We start from the raw sequence: 16257 nt of genomic DNA on the forward strand, positions 1-16257 counted from the left end.
CCGATACGGGCCCATCATGATATCGAGAGGCCGACGCGGGTATGATGTAATGGTAGCTTGTCAGCTTCCCAAGCTGAACGCGAGGGTTCGATTCCCTCTACCCGCTCCAGCAGAATCAAACGATTGGGTGGACCCTTCCGGCGCCCTGCCGCAGGCCGGGCGCCGTCTGGTCAAGCGGCGCCGGCAACCTGTCCGGCGCCGCCGCGGCCCGTTCATGCAAGCACGCCGCACAAAGGAAGGTGCTTTGCCACCTCGTCGGCTTCCATGCGCACTATGGTATGCGTCAGGCCGCCATGCTCATCGATCCATTGCCGGACCCAGTCCGGGTATTGCGAGATCAGGTAGTTGGCGGCGATCGCGTTCTGCCGCGCGCCGACACCGAAAGGAAGGTGAAAGCCGAAGGAGGCGTGCGGGGTCACGCAAAGCTGCTCGACGGGCAGCGACAGGTAGAGCGTGCAGGCGCTGTCGCACGCGCCCTCGAAGCTCACCGGCTCGTCGGCGGCGCGCAGTTTGGCGATGTGCAGGGCGAAGTTCACGATCTGGCCACCGGGATTGTCGCCGACCGTTTCGGCATTCGCGGGCGGCGTCGTCAGAATGGCGGCGAAGAGTCCAATCGCCAAGGTCTTCAACGTCCATTCAAGCTTTGCAGGCAGCAGATCGATTTTCATTCCGGGGTCTCGCGTTTGTCTCGCGGGGCCTAGGCTAGCATCAAGATGGTTAACATTAGGCAACGCTCATCAATCTTCCGATCAGGCTGTTACACGAGCGCGAGCGCATCCTCCGAGCGGCCCTCGCGCGCAAGCACGGCGCCGCTCGGCCTTCGCTTCCGGCCGCAGCTCCGGCCCTACCCCACCTCGCGCAAAATGAAATCGTGCAGCATCTTGGCTGCCGGCGACAGCGCGCGGTTCTTGACTGTGATCAGGCTGTAGGGCCGGACCTCGATGTCGAACTCGGTCTGGACGACGTCGATGGCGCCGGCGAGACCGTCGGGGTTCTGGATGAATTTTGCCACCTGGATCGACACCGGGGCTATGGCGTCGGACTGCGCCACCATGACCAGGGTGAGCAGTAGCGAGGAGGTGTTGAGGATGCGGTCCGGCAGCGCGATGTTGCGGTTCAAAAAATTGCTTTCCATCGCCTGGCGCAGCGGCGAGCCGCCCGACTGGAAGACCCAGTCATAGGCGGCCGTATCCTCCAGCCGCACCGCCTTGCCATTGCTCAGCGGATGGCCGCGGCGCACGATCAGGCAGGCCTTCTCGACACCGATGACGCGCGATTCGAACAGGCGCGGATTGAGGTCGTCGGGGATCCGCGCGATGATGAAATCATGGCGCGTGGCAATCAGTTCGCGGGCCAGCACATTGGAGGTTTCGACCTGCATGGTGATCTCGATGCGCGGATAGAGGCGGCGGATCTCGCGAATCGCCGGCACCGCCAGTTCGATCGCCGGCGCAGTCACCGCGCCGAGGAACACCGAACCACCCTTGCCGGCCTTGAGTTCGGATATTTCGCGGTCAGCCTCGCGCATTTCGAGCAGGATCGAACGCGCGCGCCTTGCCAGTGCCTTGCCGTAAGGGGTGAGCGTGATGCCGCGCGGCAGCCTTTCGCAGAGCTTCACCTCAAGCACTGCTTCCATCTCGGAAATCATGCGCGAGGCCGCCGGTTGCGAGATGTTCATCACCTGCGCCGCCGCGCTCACCCGACCGTGATCGTCGAGCGCCGCGATCATACGCATGTGGCGCAGGCTGAGCCCACTGCGCAGAAGTGTTTCGCCATCGCCTGGCAATTCATCGTAACTGTCTGCAATTCCACGATAATTTCCCAACGTCGCCATGCTCTTACCCGCTCCCGCCACTGTTCCGATCCGCGTCAGTCATATACCGGTTTCGGTATAGCAACCACCGAAGATCGCATTTGACAGTTATGGCAAAGGGACACACCCTTCGCGCGTCCTCAAGACTTGACGGTCGATGACGAGCAGAATCGTATCGGTTGAAATCAGGTACTGAGGGCCGATTGGGAGGATACCGGAGATCGATATGACGGCGGCGGCGCTTTGGCGCATCCGCCCGACTGCGCGGCCCGCGAAGCCCCGAGGTGTCGCGTCCATCAACCAGGGAGAGTTTTACGTGAAAATCATCAAGACACTGGCCGCCGTCGCGGCCCTTGGCATTGCTGCCATGAGCTATCAGGCGCACGCCGCCGACAAGGGTCTTGTCGGCGTGCTGATGCCGACCAAGACCTCGCAGCGCTGGATCAATGACGGCGATGCCGTCAAGTCCCAGCTCGAGGCTCTCGGCTACACGGTCGACCTGCAATACGCGCAGGACGACATCCCCAACCAGCTCAGCCAGCTGGAAAACGAAATCACCAAGGGTCCGAAGGCGCTGATCATCGCCTCGATCGACGGCACCACGCTGTCGGACGCGCTGCAGAAGGCCGCTGACGCCGGCGTCGTCGTCGTCGCCTATGACCGCCTGATCAAGAAGACCGCCAATGTCGACTACTACACCACCTTCGACAATTTCGGCGTCGGCGTGATCCAGGCGAATTCGCTGGTCAAGGGTCTCAAGGAGCGTTTCCCGAACACCAAGCCGTGGAACGTCGAACTGTTCGGCGGCTCGCCGGACGACAACAACGCCTTTTTCTTCTACAACGGCGCCATCTCCGTCCTGCAGCCGCTCATCGATGACGGTTCGATCAAGATCAAGTCCGGCCAGACCGGCATGGACAAGGTCGGCACGCTGCGTTGGCTCGCCGCTACCGCCCAGGCGCGCATGGACAACCTGCTCTCCGCCAACTACTCGGATGGCAGCCGCGTCGATGGCGTTCTGTCGCCCTATGACGGCCTGTCGCGCGGCATCACCGCCTCGCTGCGCGCCGTCGGCTACGGCACCGACGCTCAGCCTTGGCCGATCGTGACCGGCCAGGATGCCGAGACCGCCTCGGTCAAGCTGATCATCTCGGGCGAGCAGTACTCGACCGTGTTCAAGGACACCCGCGAACTGGCCAAGGCCACCGTCGAACTCGTCGACAAGGTGCTCTCGGGCGGCAAGCCGGACGGCCTCGACGAAAAGACCTACAACAACGACGTCAAGGTCGTTCCCTCGATCCTGCTGACGCCGCATGATGTCGACAAGTCGAACTACCAGGCCCTGGTCGTCGACTCCGGCTACATCAAGGCCGACGAACTGAAGTAATCCGGTTGTAAAATCAGGGGTCCTGCGCAACGCAGGGCCCCTTTTCGTTCACCAGCGAGCCCGGTATTGTTTTCTACCGGCCTCGGAGGAGCTTGCCCTGATGACCTCGACGATTTTGGAGATGCGCGACATCACCAAGACGTTCCCCGGCGTGAAGGCGCTGTCGAACGTCAACCTCAGAGTCGAGGAAGGCGAGATCCATGCGGTGGTCGGCGAGAACGGCGCCGGCAAATCGACGCTGATGAAGGTTCTGTCGGGCGTCTATCCCGCAGGCACCTATGACGGCCAGATTATCTTTCAGGGTCAGGAATGCCAGTTCAAAGGCATCCATGACAGCGAACGCAAGGGCATCGTCATCATCCACCAGGAGCTTGCGCTGGTGCCGATGCTGTCGATTGCCGAAAACATTTTCCTCGGCAACGAGCACGCGAATTACGGCGTCATCGACTGGGACGCCAACGAGCAGCGCACCAGCGCGCTGTTGAAGAAGGTGGGCCTCAAGGAGGACCCCAAGACGCTGATCACCAATATCGGCGTCGGCAAACAGCAGCTGGTCGAAATCGCCAAGGCGCTGAGCAAGGAGGTCAAGCTGCTGATCCTCGACGAGCCGACGGCGTCACTCAGCGAAAAGGACAGCCAGGCGCTGCTCGACCTGCTGCTCGAATTCAAGCGCCAGGGCATGACCTCGATCCTGATCTCGCACAAGCTCAACGAGGTCAACCGGGTCGCCGACAAGGTCACCGTCATCCGTGACGGGCGCACCATCGAGACGCTGGCCAAGAAGGACATCTCGGAAGACCGCATCATCACCTCGATGGTCGGCCGCTCCCTCGACGACCGCTATCCGCCGCGAGAGCCGAAGATCGGCGAAGTCGTGTTCGAGGTGAAGAACTGGTCGGTCTATCATCCGCTCCATGCCGAGCGGCAGATGATCAAGGGCATCGACATCAATGTGCGCAAGGGCGAGGTGGTCGGTATTGCCGGGCTGATGGGCGCCGGCCGCACCGAATTCGCCATGAGCCTGTTCGGCCGCTCCTATGGCCGCCGCATCACCGGCGAGGTGCTGCTCAAGGGCAAGCCGGTCGATGTCTCCACGGTGAGCAAGGCGGTCCAGCACGGCATTGCCTACGTGACCGAGGATCGCAAGACCTACGGTCTCAACCTCATCGACCACATCAAACACAACATTACGCTCGCCAATCTCGGCGGCGTGTCGCGCCACAGCGTGATCGACGATCTGCGCGAGCTCGCGGTTGCCAACGATTACCGCAAGAAGACCAACATCCGGGCCTCCAGCGTCTATCAGATGACCGGCAATCTTTCCGGCGGCAACCAGCAGAAGGTGGTGCTGTCGAAATGGCTGTTCGCCGACCCGGAGGTGCTGATCCTCGACGAGCCGACGCGCGGCATCGACGTCGGCGCCAAGTACGAAATCTACACGATCATCGCCCGCCTTGCCTCGGAGGGTAAGGCGATCGTGGTCATCTCGTCGGAAATGCCGGAGCTTCTAGGCATCACCGACCGCATCTACGTCATGAACGAAGGCCGCATCGTCGGCGAAATGCCCGCGGCGGACGCAAGCCAAGAAAAAATAATGCGCGCCATCGTTCGGGGAGAAGGAAAAGCAGCATGAGCACCGAAACCGCCCCCGCCCCGCAGGGCAACGTCGCTGAAGAACAGCGTCCGCGCATCGCCGTTTCGGCGCTGACGACGAATTTGCGCGAATACGGTCTGATCATCGCGCTGATCGTCATCATGCTGTTCTTCCAGTTCACCACGTCGGGAACGCTGTTCAAGCCGGTCAACCTCAGCAATCTGGTGCAGCAGAACTCCTTCATCATCGTGATGGCGCTTGGCATGCTGCTGGTGATCGTATCGGGCTATATCGACCTCAGCGTCGGATCGGTCGCCGGTTTCATCGGCGCGCTGGCGGCAAACATGATGGTCATCTGGCAGCTCGGCCCGCTCAGCAATCCGCTGGTGGTTTCAATCGTCTGCCTGATCGTGGGCGGCCTGATCGGCGCCGCGCAAGGCTACTGGATCGCCTATCACCGGATACCAAGCTTCATCGTGACGCTGGCCGGAATGCTGATCTTCCGCGGCATCTGCCAGGCGCTGCTCGGCGGCGGATCCTCGGTCGGTCCGCTTCCGGGCGACTTCAAGGCGCTCAGCTCCGGCTTCATCCCAGATGTGATCGGCCCGCTGACGCTGATCCCGCCAACGGTGAACGCCGCCGGCAAGACCATCCTGGGCAGCGGCCTGACGCTGCACATGACGACGGTCGTGCTCGGCCTGATCGCCGTGCTGGCCTATGCCTATTTCGGGGTTCGCACCCGGCGCAAGCGCGAACGCCATGGCTATGAGGCGGAGCCCTTCCCCCTTTTCATCGTCAAGACGCTGGTCGCCAGCGCGCTGGCGCTGTTCCTGGTCTATGAATTCGCCAGCTACAGGGGCCTGCCGGTCGTGCTGCTGGTCATGGGTGTGCTGATCACACTGTTCGTCTTCGTCACCAAGCGCATGACCATCGGCCGCCGCATCTATGCCATGGGCGGCAACGCCAAGGCGGCGCAGCTGTCGGGCATCAACACAGAGCGGCTGACCCTGATGGTGTTCATCAATATGGGCGTGCTGTCAGCGCTCGGCGGCCTGATCATCGCGGCTCGTCTTGGCCAGGCGGTGCCGGCAGCGGGTCTCGGTTCAGAGCTCGACGTCATTGCCGCCGTCTTCATCGGCGGCGCCTCGGCGATGGGCGGCGTCGGCCAGGTCATCGGTGCCGTCGTCGGCGGCTTCATCATGGGTGTCATGAACAACGGCATGTCGATCATGGGCGTCAATGTCGACTGGCAGCAGGTGGTCAAAGGCCTGGTGCTGCTCGGCGCCGTGATCTTCGACGTCTACAACAAGAACAAGGCTTGAACAGGCTTAGGCGAGGCAACGAAGAAGGCATACGGGTCAAGATCGCGATGTTGCCGGCAACCTGCCGACATCAGCAAGTCCCCTGAGGGACCGAGCCCGCGAGCGCAATCCGGACGAAGAGTTCAACCCGTGGCGCGGCGTGGTCCGAGCCGCGCAGGTCAAGGTTTGCCAAGAGGCAACCGGGCCAAGGCACATGAGAGAGGGTTTCATCATGCTGATCTCCCAGATCCTCGACGACGCCGAGACGATCCGCGTCGTCGCCCGCAATGGCGGCGGCAAGACCAGGATCATCAATGGCGCCCGCAGCGTCTATTCGCTGGCGATGGAAGCCGCGCGCACCGGCACCGGTCTCGCCGCGCTGATCGAGCGCAAGGGATACGGTGAGGCCGTGGACCTCGACGCCGCCTACAAGAAGGGCCGGCTGGTGTCGCCGATCAACCATCCCGATCCCGCGCATCTGCATCTGACCGGCACCGGGCTGACCCATCTCGGCTCGGCGGCTACGCGCGATTCCATGCACAAGAAGCTCAGCGATGGCGGTGAGGAACAACTCACCGATTCCATGAAGATGTTTCGCATGGGACTGGAAGGCGGCAAGCCGGCCAAGGGCCAGACCGGCGTGCAGCCGGAATGGTTCTACAAGGGCAACGGCACCATGGCGGTGGCGCCGGGTGCGGCGCTGATGTCGCCGGCCTTCGCGCAGGACGCCGGCGAGGAGCCGGAAATCGCCGGCATCTATGTCATCGGCGACGACGGTGCACCGTTCCGCGTCGGCTTCACGCTGTCGAACGAGTTTTCCGACCACGTCACCGAGCGGGTGAACTATCTGTTCCTGGCGCATTCCAAGCTGCGCAACGCCTCGTTCGGACCGGAGATCCTGATCGGCGACCTGCCGGCCGACATCAGAGGCGCCTCACGCATCCTGCGCGACGGCAATCTGCTGTGGGAAAAGCCGTTCCTGTCGGGCGAGGCGAACATGTCGCACACCATCGCGAATCTCGAGCATCACCACTTCAAATATTCAGCCTTCCGCCAGCCTGGCGACGTGCATGTCCACATGTTCGGCACGGCGACGCTGTCCTTCGCCGACGGCATCAGAACTGAAGCCGGCGACGTCTTCGAGATCGAAGCCGGGGATTTCGGCCTGCCGCTGCGCAACCCGCTGGAAATCGAGCAACCGGTGAAGGTGGCGGTGAAGGCGTTGTGACGTAGCGCCCTTCCCTTCTCCCCCTGTGGGAGAAGGAAGAAGGTGCCTCCCTCAATAAATATCAAAATCGAAATACTTGGCCTGGATCTTCTTGTAGGTGCCGTCGGCGACGATCGCGTCGATGGCCGCGTTGAGCTTGTCGCGGAGAGCGGTGTCTTCCAGGCGGACGGCGATGCCGGCTTGCGTCTCGGTGCCCTTGACGTCGCCGACCAGCTTGCAGCAGCCGTCGCTCGCCTTCTTCAGCCAGTCCATCAGCACGAACTTGTCCGAAATCACCGCATCGAGGCGGCCATTCTGCAGGTCGGTGATCGCCTCCTCCTGGGTCGGGTAAAGTTTTGCCTCCGCACCGGCCTTGCCGTAGGCGTTCTGGGCGTAGTCGGCTTGGGTGGTCGAGGCCTGCGCGCCCACCGTCTTGCCGGCTAGGGCGGCCGGTTCGGTGGAGGTGAGGTCGCTGTCCTTCGGCGCCACAAGCGCCAGCGGCGTGGTGTAGTATTTGTTGGTGAAGGCCACCTGCTTCTTGCGCTCCTCGGTGATGCTCATCGAGGCGATGATGGCGTCGAATTTTTTCGCCTGCAGCGCCGGAATGATGCCGTCCCAGTCCTGGGTGACAATCTCGCATTCAACCTTCATCTGCGCACAAAGCGCATTGGCGATGTCGATGTCGAAGCCTTCGACCTTGCCGTCCGCGGTGATGGTATTGAAGGGCGGATAGGCGCCCTCAGTGCCGATCTTCAATTTTTCCTGCGCCTGCGCCAGCGAGCCGGCCGCCATCACCAGCATGGCAGCGCCGGCTGCCGATATGATCCATCTTGATATCTGCATTTTTGGTTCCCCTTACGCGCCGGTCTCTTGCCGGCCACCGAAAGGCAGCCAAGCATGGCGGGGCAACGCAGGCAAGTATTTTGCCTGACGGTGATCGAGGTTCACCCGGCGGTGCGGAAATGCTTGGAGAGTTTCAGGCCTTGCGCCTGGTAGTTGGAACCGAGATCGGTGCCGTACAGCGCCTGCGGCCGCTTCAGCATGTGCTCGTAGACCAGCCGGCCAACGATCTGGCCATGGTCGAGGATGAACGGCACTTCGTGGCTGCGCACTTCGAGCACTGCCCGGCTGCCGGTGCCGCCGGACGCCGAATGGCCGAAGCCGGGATCGAAGAAGCCGGCATAGTGGACGCGGAATTCACCGACCAGCGGATCGAAGGGCGTCATCTCGGCGGCGTAAAGTGGCGGCACGTGCACCGCCTCACGGCTGACCAGGATGTAGAATTCGTCGGGATCGAGCACCAGTTCGCCGGCGCCGCTCTTGTAGAGCGGCTCCCAGAAATCGACGACGTCCTGCGCGGCGCGCTTGTCGACGTCGACCAGTCCGGTGTGATGCTTGCCGCGATAGCCAACCAGGCCGTTCTGATCGCCGTCGAGGTCAATGGACAGCGCAATCCCGCCGCCGGAAATGTTGGGCGGCTCGGTCGCCACCAGCATTTCCGCGTGGTGCAATTCCTTGAGTTCGCTCTCCGACAGGAGTGCATTGCCGGTGCGGAATCTGATCTGCGACAGCCGCGAGCCGGCACGCACGACGATCGGGAAGGTGCGCGGGCTGACCTCGAGATAGAGCGGCCCATGATAGCCGGCGGCGATCTTGTCGAACTCGTGGCCGCGATCGGTCATCACCCGGGTAAAGATGTCGAGCCGCCCAGTCGAACTCTTCGGATTGGCCGAGGCCGACACGTTTGCAGGCAGCGCCAGGCTTTCGAGCAGCGGCACGATGTAGACGCAGCCGGTTTCCAGCACCGCGCCCTCGGCGAGACTGAACTCATGCAGTTTCAGCCGATCGAGCTTGTCGGTCACCAGATGGTCGGGACCCGGCAGGAAGGAGGCGCGTACGCGAAAAGCCTTGTCGCCGAGCCTGAGATCAAGGCTGGCCGGCTGGACCTGGTCGGCGTCGAGCGCGCGCGGCGACTTCAGCGCGCCGGACTGAAACAGCGCGGAAATGTCCTGATCGGGAAGAATGCCTGTCTGCCGCAAAAGGCTGGCTCCGTTCCAACTGGTACAAACCTCTTAATGAAGCCGGCAATTGACGCAAGCATGACTGAGGTCTAAAGGGTCGTTATCCCGTGGTGATTTGGCCGGTCGGCTTGCAGCCACGTTAAACAAGTCGCTAAAGGACCGTCGGGCCGCAAGGCCGTATGGACCGGTTGCGACTTTCGCGGCCGGTTTTTTTGTGTCTGGAACAAAAACGATGAGCACCAAGAAGCGTAACTGGAAGCCTCAGACCGCACTCGTGCACGGGGGAACGCTGCGTTCCCAGTTCGGCGAAACGTCAGAAGCGATGTACCTGACCCAGGGCTATGTCTATGAGACGGCACAGGCCGCCGAAGCCCGTTTCAAGGGCGAGGAACCGGGCTTCATCTATTCGCGCTACGCCAATCCGACCGTCGACATGTTCGAAAAGCGCATGTGCGCGCTGGAAGGCGCCGAGGATGCGCGCGCCACGGCATCGGGCATGGCGGCGGTGACGGCGGCGCTTCTTTGCAGCGCCAGGGCCGGCGATCACATTGTCGCGGCGCGCGCGCTGTTCGGCTCCTGCCGCTGGGTGGTCGAGACGCTGGCACCGAAATACGGCATCGAGGCGACGCTTGTCGACGGCACCGACATCGCCAACTGGGAAAAGGCGGTGCGGCCGAACACCAAACTGTTCTTCCTGGAAAGCCCCACCAATCCGACCTTGGAAGTAGTCGACATTGCCGCCGTCGCGTCGCTGGCGACCTCGATCGGCGCCAGGCTGATCGTCGACAATGTCTTTGCCACGCCCTTGCAGCAGAAGCCCTTGCTGCTCGGCGCCCACATCGTCGTCTATTCCGCCACCAAGCACATTGACGGCCAGGGTCGCTGCCTGGGTGGCATCATCCTGTCGGACAAGAAGTGGATCGACGAGAATTTGCACGACTATTTCCGCCACACCGGTCCGAGCCTGTCGCCGTTCAACGCCTGGACGCTGCTGAAGGGCCTGGAAACATTGCCGGTGCGCGTGCGCCAGCAGACGGAAAGTGCGGCCAGGATCGCCGATTTCCTGGCCGGGCAGCCGCAGATCGCCCGCGTCATCTATCCCGGCCGCGCCGACCACCCGCAGGCCGATATCGTCAAGAAGCAGATGATCGGCGGCTCGACGCTGATCTGCCTCGACGTCAAGGGCGGCAAGCAGGCGGCTTTCGCCTTGCAGAACGCGCTCGACATCGTGCTGATCTCCAACAATCTCGGCGACGCCAAGAGCCTGATCACCCACCCGGCGACGACGACGCACAAGAACCTCAGCGACGAGGCGCGCGCCGAGCTCGGCATCGGGCCGGGAACGCTGAGGCTGTCGGTTGGTCTCGAGGATACGGATGATCTGCTCGATGACGTCGAGCAGGCGCTGAAGGCGGCCAAGTAGCGGCCTGGTCCGAAAAGCAAGGCAAAAGCCCGGCGTCGATCAGGCGCCCGACGAGGCCTCTTCCAGTTCCGTCATCGCCTTGGTGCGGATGGTCATGGCATTGCCGCGCCATTCGACCGCGCCGCCGAGCCAACCGCGCGCCCAGATGGCGGGAAGCATCACATCGCGCACGATCATGGCGGTGACGATGCGCGGCGACAAATACCAGCCTTTGGCCCAGGCGAGCAGGCATTCCGGCACGTAGGCAAAGGCCAGGACAGCCAAGGCCGTGGTGGGCAGGCTGACGCCGGCGCTTGCCGCTGCGACCAGCGCCAGCAGCAACGGCACCGCCGCGCCGGTCAGGATTTCGGGCGTGTAGAACAGCGGGAAGGTGACGCGGCGCAGCCGCGCCCAGCGCGTCTGGCGCGACCAGATCTCGGCAAAGGTGCGCTGGCCGAGCGGCTGTTCGAACGGCGAGGCAACGAGATTGACGTGCAGGCCGAGCCCATTGACCAGCTTGGTCGCGGCAGCATCTTCGGCGATCTCGGCGGCAAGCGCCTCGATGCCGCCATTGGCGTCAAGCATCGGCTTGTTCCACAGCATGCTCTTGCCCTGGGCAAAGCCGAGGCCAAGGGCTTCGCCGGCATATTGCCAGCGCGCCTGCAGCGTGTTGAGGAAGGCGCATTCGACCTCGGCCCAGAACCCATCCGGCCGCGAGCCGATCGGGGTCGAGCAGACAAGCCCGGTGTCCGGCCGCCAGGCCGCCAACAGATGCTGTACGTAGTCGACAGGCATCAGCACGTTGGAATCGGCCAGGATGACCCAATTGTGCTGCGCCGCCTGCCAGCCCTTGACGCAGTTGTTGAGTTTCGGATTGGCGCTGACCCGGTCATCGCCGACGAGGAGCTGTGCCGGAATCTCGGGATGGTGGGCGATTGCGGCGTTGATGAGCTCGACCACGGGGTCTTCGGCATGGGCGACGCAGAAGATCAGCTCGTAACGCGGCCAGTCGAGCGAGAAGGCGCGCTGAAGCGTCTCCCGCGTGAAAGCCTCCACGCCGCGCGACGGCACGACGATCGAGACCGGTGCCGCCTTTGCAGCGGGCGGCGTGATGAGGCGCGGCCGCTTCAGGCTAAGCGAGGCCAACACAATGCTGGCGAGGTTGGAGAGGAGCAGGAGTATCGAAAGCAGCGCTGCTATGACTGTCAGTTCCATCGAGATCTGGTCACTCCGGGAAAAAGCGGCCACGAGGGACCGTTTTCAACAGTTCGACAGAGCGCTGAGTCGCCCGACACGGTTCGTACACACCATCATTGTCATGTGTCACTCAAATGACATTGTTGTTCGGCACCTGCCCATGATGCCCCCACCAGGGGTCTGGCCAAGAATACGACGCGCACGGTTGACTGTGCGGGGGAGAGCGTCGACGATTTCGTCCGTATCGTTTGGAGCAGCCCATGTACCGCGCAGTCACGCGCAACATCGAAGTGCAGGTCAGACCGTTCTATCTGGAGGATCGCTCGGATCCGTCGGAGAATCGCTATGTCTGGGGCTACCAGGTGACGATCGACAACCAGTCGGACGAGTTCGTGCAGCTTATGTCGCGCTACTGGCACATCACCGACGGCAGCGGCCGGGTCGAAGAGGTGCGCGGCGCCGGCGTGGTCGGCGACCAGCCCGAACTCAATCCGGGCGACAGCTACCAATATACGTCAGGCTGCCCGCTCTCGACGCCGTCCGGCTTCATGGTCGGGCACTACACGATGCGCAACAAAAGGGGCGAGACGTTCGATATCGCTATCCCGGCTTTCTCGCTTGACCTGCCGGGGACCAGAAGGACGGTGAATTGAGCACTGGTTCCTCGCCCCCGCGCAGCGGGGGAGAGGTGGCCCGGCGAAGCCGGGACGGAGAGGGGGACCACCGTCGCGAAGCCAGAACCCGGTGATGATCCTGCGCAAGACCTGCAACGTCAGCGAATTTCCCATCTGCCGCAAAGGCCCCTCATCCGCCCTTCGGGCACCCTTCTCCCCGTGAAACGGGGAGAAGGAAGAAGCCTCACTGCGCAGCAAACTCCGCCGGGTCGAAGTCGTACTGGGTCGAGCAGAACTCGCAGGCGACATGGATGCCGCCATCCTGCGTGCTCTCCCTGATCTCTTCGGCCGAAAAGCCTTCGAGGATGCCTCGGATCTTGTCGCGCGAGCAGGAGCACTGGTCGGCGACAGGCACGCCGCCGAAGACGCGCACGCCATGTTCGTGGAACAGCCGGTAGAGCAGACGCTCGGCGCCGATGGTCGGGTCGATCAGTTCGGTCGGCTCGATGGTGCCGAGCAGGGCCAGCAACTCCTGCCAGGAATTGTCGGCCGGCTCGTTCGTCACGTCGCGCGGATCGCCGTCGCCGCCCGAAATGTCGGGCACGCGCATGCGCTCGGGCGACTGCGGCAGGAACTGCGCCAGGATGCCGCCGGCGCGCCACTGCTCGCGCGCCCCGCCAGGCCCCGGCGTCAGAAGCTTGGCGACCGAAAGTCTGATATCGGTCGGGATCTGCTCCGACTGGCGGAAGTACGTGCGCGCGGCGTCTTCCAGCGTCTCGCCGTCGAGCTGGACGATGCCCTGATAGCGCTGCGTGTGTGCGCCCTGGTCGATGGTCAACGCCAGCACGCCGCTGCCCAGCAGCGTCTGCTGCGAGGTTTCGCCGGCGGCGACCAGCGCCTCCAGCCGGTCGGCATCGAAGCGCGCATAGGCGCGCAATGCCGAGGGCGTGGAGAAATCCGCAACCAGCATGTCAACCGGCCCGTCGGTGCGGGTCTGCAGGATGAACTTGCCCTCGAATTTGAGCGAGGTGCCAAGCAGCACCGTCAGCACGCAGGCTTCCGCCAGAAGCCGGGCGACCGGCTCGGGATAGTCGTGGCGGCCAAGGATGGCGTCGAGCATCGGCCCGAGCTGCACGGTTCGGCCGCGCACGTCGAGCGGCCCGACCTCGAACGGCACGACGTGATCGTCGCCGGCGTAGCCGAACTCGCCGAGTTTGGGGTGGTGTTCAGTCACTTGATGCGTTTCCAACATGACAATACTCCAGGGCGCGGCCATGCGGCCCGGAGGGGTGCATGCGTCCAAACGCGCTTGATTTGCGTGATGCGGCGCAAATAGGCATCGCGCCCCCGCAGATCAAGCGCCCAGACACTTCACGCGCCCAAGCACCAGGCCAAAACCGCCTTCTGGGCGTGGAGCCGGTTCTCGGCTTCGTCGAAGACCACCGAATGCGGCCCGTCGATGACCTCGTCGGTAACTTCCTCGCCGCGATGCGCCGGCAGGCAGTGCATGAACAGGGCGTCGGGCTTGGCCCTCGCCATCAGTGCCGCATTGACCTGATAGGGCGAGAAGACATTGTGGCCGCGCGCGCGGTGTTCCTGGCCCATTGAGACCCAGCAATCGGTAACGATGCAATCGGCCTGGTCGACGGCTTCCTCCGGCGAGCGGGTGAAATGCAGCTTGCCGCCATTGGTCTTCGACCAGTCGATATGCTTCTGCGCCGGTTCGCTGCCTTCCGGCACGGCGACATTGAGGTTGAAGCGGAACCGCGCCGAGGCTTCGAGCAGCGAATGCAGCACATTGTTGCCGTCGCCGGTCCAGGCGATGGTCTTGCCGGCAACCGGACCGCGATGCTCCTCGAAGGTCATGATGTCGGCCATCAGCTGGCAGGGATGGGTGTCGTCGGTCAGCCCGTTGATGACGGGGATGGTGGCATTCTCGGTCAGCTCGAGCAGCCGCTCATGCGACGTCGTGCGGATCATGATGGCGTCGACATAGCGCGACAGCACCTTGGCGGTGTCGGCAATGGTCTCGGAGCGGCCGAGCTGCATTTCGGTGCCGGTCAGCATGATGGTCTCGCCGCCGAGCTGGCGCATTCCGACATCGAAGGAGACACGTGTACGCGTCGACGGCTTGTCGAAGATCATGGCCAGCACCTTGCCTTCGAGCGGCCTGGTGCGCTCGCCGGCCTTGAGGCGCGCCTTGCGCACCACCGCGTCGTCCAGCATGAACCGCAGATCGCCCTCGGAAACGGCGGAAAGATCGGTGAAATGGCGAAGTGACATCAGGAATGGTTCCGGGGTTACTTCGCGGCGGCCGCGGTGATGGCGTCGGCCAGGCCCTTGGCGCCGGCGCGGATGCGGTCGAGCGCCTCTTTGATCTCGGCATCGGTGACGGTGAGCGGCGGCAGCAGGCGAATGACGTTGTCGCCGGCCGGCACTGCCAGCAGATGCTGGTCGCGCAACGCCATGTTGACCTTGGTGTTGGGCATGGCACATTTCAGGCCGAGCATCAGGCCGGTGCCCCTGATGCCTTCGATGACATCGGGAAATTCGTCGGCGACTGCCGCCAGGCCCTGCTTCATCAGCAATGCCTTGCGCTGGACGTCTTCGAGGAAACCGTCTTCCAGCACCACGTCGAGCACGGCATTGCCGACCGCCATCGCCAGCGGATTGCCGCCGAAGGTGGTGCCATGCACGCCTGCCGTCATGCCGACGACAGCCTCGTCTGTGGCGAGGCACGCGCCCATCGGGAAGCCGCCGCCAATGCCCTTGGCGATCGCCATGATGTCGGGCGTCACGCCGGTCCATTCATGCGCGAACAGCTTGCCGGTACGGCCGATGCCGCACTGGACCTCGTCGAAGATCAACAGCAGGCCGTGCTGGTCGCAGAGCTGGCGCAGCCGCTTCAGCGATTGCGTCGGCACCGGGCGGATGCCGCCCTCGCCCTGCACCGGTTCGATCAGGATCGCCGCGGTCTCCGGCGTGATCGCCTTCTCGGCGGCATCGATGTCGTCGAATCCGACCTGGTCGAAACCTTCGACCTTGGGGCCGAAGCCTTCGAGATATTTGTACTGACCGCCCGCGGCGATGGTCGCCAGCGTACGGCCATGGAAGGCGCCTTCGAAGGTGATGACGCGGAAGCGCTCGGGATGGCCCTTGACGAACTGGTAGCGCCGCGCCGTCTTGATCGCGCATTCCAGCGCCTCGGCGCCGGAATTGGTGAAGAACACCTTGTCGGCGAAGGTGGCCTCAGCCAACCGCTCGCCGAGCCGGGTCTGCCCAGGGATCTCGTAGAGATTGGAGACGTGCCAGAGCTTGGCCGCCTGCTCGGTCAGCGCCGAGACCAGATGCGGATGGCCGTGGCCCAACGAATTGACCGCGATGCCGCCAGCAAAATCGAGATATCGCTCGCCCTTGTCGGTAACCAGCCAGGTGCCTTCGCCATGGTCGAATGCCAGGGGTGCGCGAGTAAAAGTCTCGTAAAGCGCCGAACCGCTCATTATATGCGTCTCCGGTACCGGAAAATCAAAAAAGCCGCCAAAGCGGCGGCCTTGTGCGGCTTATCGTGTTTTTCGGCCATGAAGTCAACGAAAACGTCGTGCAAAGGCGCGCGGCAAGCTCCCGACGGGACGCCGGCTCATAAGCGACCGGGCAAGTTGGGGAAAACCGAAAAAACCGATTCGTGTTGCACCTGGGACTCTTGTCACCGAGTCAACACATG

14 protein-coding genes, 1 tRNA gene and 1 riboswitch are annotated in these 16257 nt (G+C 63.3%); of the genes, 7 read left to right on the top strand and 8 right to left on the bottom strand.

The genetic code is table 11. From position 1 onward, the window contains the following. The first annotated feature begins 35 nt into the window (after positions 1 to 35). A tRNA-Gly gene (locus ACWGTO_RS19900) sits at positions 36 to 109 on the top strand. A gap of 103 nt (positions 110 to 212) precedes the next feature. Here the strand turns inward: ACWGTO_RS19900 and ACWGTO_RS19905 are convergent. Together ACWGTO_RS19905 and ACWGTO_RS19910 are read right to left on the bottom strand one after the other, a co-directional pair. Then, positions 213 to 629, bottom strand: coding sequence for a hypothetical protein (locus ACWGTO_RS19905; RefSeq protein ID WP_454576513.1), 417 nt, complete (start codon positions 627 to 629; stop codon positions 213 to 215). A 215-nt stretch (positions 630 to 844) separates the two neighbouring features. Further along, the gene (locus ACWGTO_RS19910) at positions 845 to 1834 is read right to left on the bottom strand and encodes a LysR family transcriptional regulator (protein ID WP_454576514.1); all 990 of its coding nucleotides are present in this window, start codon (positions 1832 to 1834) and stop codon (positions 845 to 847) included. A 295-nt stretch (positions 1835 to 2129) separates the two neighbouring features. Here ACWGTO_RS19910 and chvE point away from each other — a divergent pair, with 295 nt between their 5' ends. The 4 genes from chvE (at position 2130) to araD1 (ending at position 7323) form a co-directional block, all read left to right on the top strand. Further along, entirely contained in the window at positions 2130 to 3200 is a 1071-nt protein-coding gene (chvE, locus tag ACWGTO_RS19915; RefSeq protein ID WP_454576515.1) for a multiple monosaccharide ABC transporter substrate-binding protein, read from the top strand. A gap of 100 nt (positions 3201 to 3300) precedes the next feature. Beyond that, on the top strand, positions 3301 to 4833 hold the full coding sequence (gene mmsA / locus ACWGTO_RS19920; RefSeq protein WP_454576516.1) for a multiple monosaccharide ABC transporter ATP-binding protein: 1533 nt from the start codon (positions 3301 to 3303) through the stop codon (positions 4831 to 4833). Further along, positions 4830 to 6116 carry a multiple monosaccharide ABC transporter permease gene (mmsB, locus tag ACWGTO_RS19925; protein ID WP_454576517.1) on the top strand — a complete coding sequence of 429 codons (1287 nt, stop codon included), beginning with the start codon at positions 4830 to 4832 and terminating at the stop codon, positions 6114 to 6116. Before mmsA ends, mmsB begins: the two co-directional genes overlap by 4 nt. Before the next feature lie 211 nt (positions 6117 to 6327). Next, positions 6328 to 7323, top strand: coding sequence for an AraD1 family protein (gene araD1, locus ACWGTO_RS19930; protein WP_454576518.1), 996 nt, complete (start codon positions 6328 to 6330; stop codon positions 7321 to 7323). Between the two features lie 51 nt (positions 7324 to 7374). Here the strand turns inward: araD1 and ACWGTO_RS19935 are convergent, their stop codons facing one another. Further along, on the bottom strand, positions 7375 to 8145 hold the full coding sequence (locus tag ACWGTO_RS19935) for an ABC transporter substrate-binding protein (RefSeq protein WP_454576519.1): 771 nt from the start codon (positions 8143 to 8145) through the stop codon (positions 7375 to 7377). A 101-nt stretch (positions 8146 to 8246) separates the two neighbouring features. Further along, positions 8247 to 9341 carry a 2'-deoxycytidine 5'-triphosphate deaminase gene (locus tag ACWGTO_RS19940; RefSeq protein ID WP_454576520.1) on the bottom strand — a complete coding sequence of 365 codons (1095 nt, stop codon included), beginning with the start codon at positions 9339 to 9341 and terminating at the stop codon, positions 8247 to 8249. Between the two features lie 79 nt (positions 9342 to 9420). Continuing rightward, positions 9421 to 9498, top strand: a riboswitch (SAM riboswitch). A 57-nt stretch (positions 9499 to 9555) separates the two neighbouring features. On the opposite strand from ACWGTO_RS19940, the gene ACWGTO_RS19945 reads away from it, so the two are divergent. Next, the gene (locus tag ACWGTO_RS19945; RefSeq protein ID WP_454576521.1) at positions 9556 to 10746 is read left to right on the top strand and encodes an O-succinylhomoserine sulfhydrylase; all 1191 of its coding nucleotides are present in this window, start codon (positions 9556 to 9558) and stop codon (positions 10744 to 10746) included. Between the two features lie 39 nt (positions 10747 to 10785). Here the strand turns inward: ACWGTO_RS19945 and ACWGTO_RS19950 are convergent, their stop codons facing one another. Then, on the bottom strand, positions 10786 to 11940 hold the full coding sequence (locus ACWGTO_RS19950; RefSeq protein WP_454576522.1) for a glycosyltransferase: 1155 nt from the start codon (positions 11938 to 11940) through the stop codon (positions 10786 to 10788). A 242-nt stretch (positions 11941 to 12182) separates the two neighbouring features. Here ACWGTO_RS19950 and apaG point away from each other — a divergent pair, with 242 nt between their 5' ends. Then, a complete protein-coding gene (gene apaG, locus ACWGTO_RS19955; RefSeq protein WP_112565540.1) occupies positions 12183 to 12575 on the top strand; it encodes a Co2+/Mg2+ efflux protein ApaG in 393 nt (130 codons plus the stop codon). 205 nt (positions 12576 to 12780) lie between these two features. Here the strand turns inward: apaG and ACWGTO_RS19960 are convergent, their stop codons facing one another. From ACWGTO_RS19960 to ACWGTO_RS19970, 3 genes are all read right to left on the bottom strand, one after another. Next, the gene (locus tag ACWGTO_RS19960; protein ID WP_454576523.1) at positions 12781 to 13812 is read right to left on the bottom strand and encodes an Hsp33 family molecular chaperone; all 1032 of its coding nucleotides are present in this window, start codon (positions 13810 to 13812) and stop codon (positions 12781 to 12783) included. 95 nt (positions 13813 to 13907) lie between these two features. Beyond that, positions 13908 to 14819 carry an ornithine carbamoyltransferase gene (gene argF / locus ACWGTO_RS19965; protein WP_454576524.1) on the bottom strand — a complete coding sequence of 304 codons (912 nt, stop codon included), beginning with the start codon at positions 14817 to 14819 and terminating at the stop codon, positions 13908 to 13910. Positions 14820 to 14836: 17 nt separating this feature from the next. Further along, positions 14837 to 16036 carry an acetylornithine transaminase gene (locus ACWGTO_RS19970; protein ID WP_454576525.1) on the bottom strand — a complete coding sequence of 400 codons (1200 nt, stop codon included), beginning with the start codon at positions 16034 to 16036 and terminating at the stop codon, positions 14837 to 14839. Between the last annotated feature and the right edge of the window lie 221 nt (positions 16037 to 16257).

The organism is Mesorhizobium sp. PL10, from assembly GCF_053714315.1.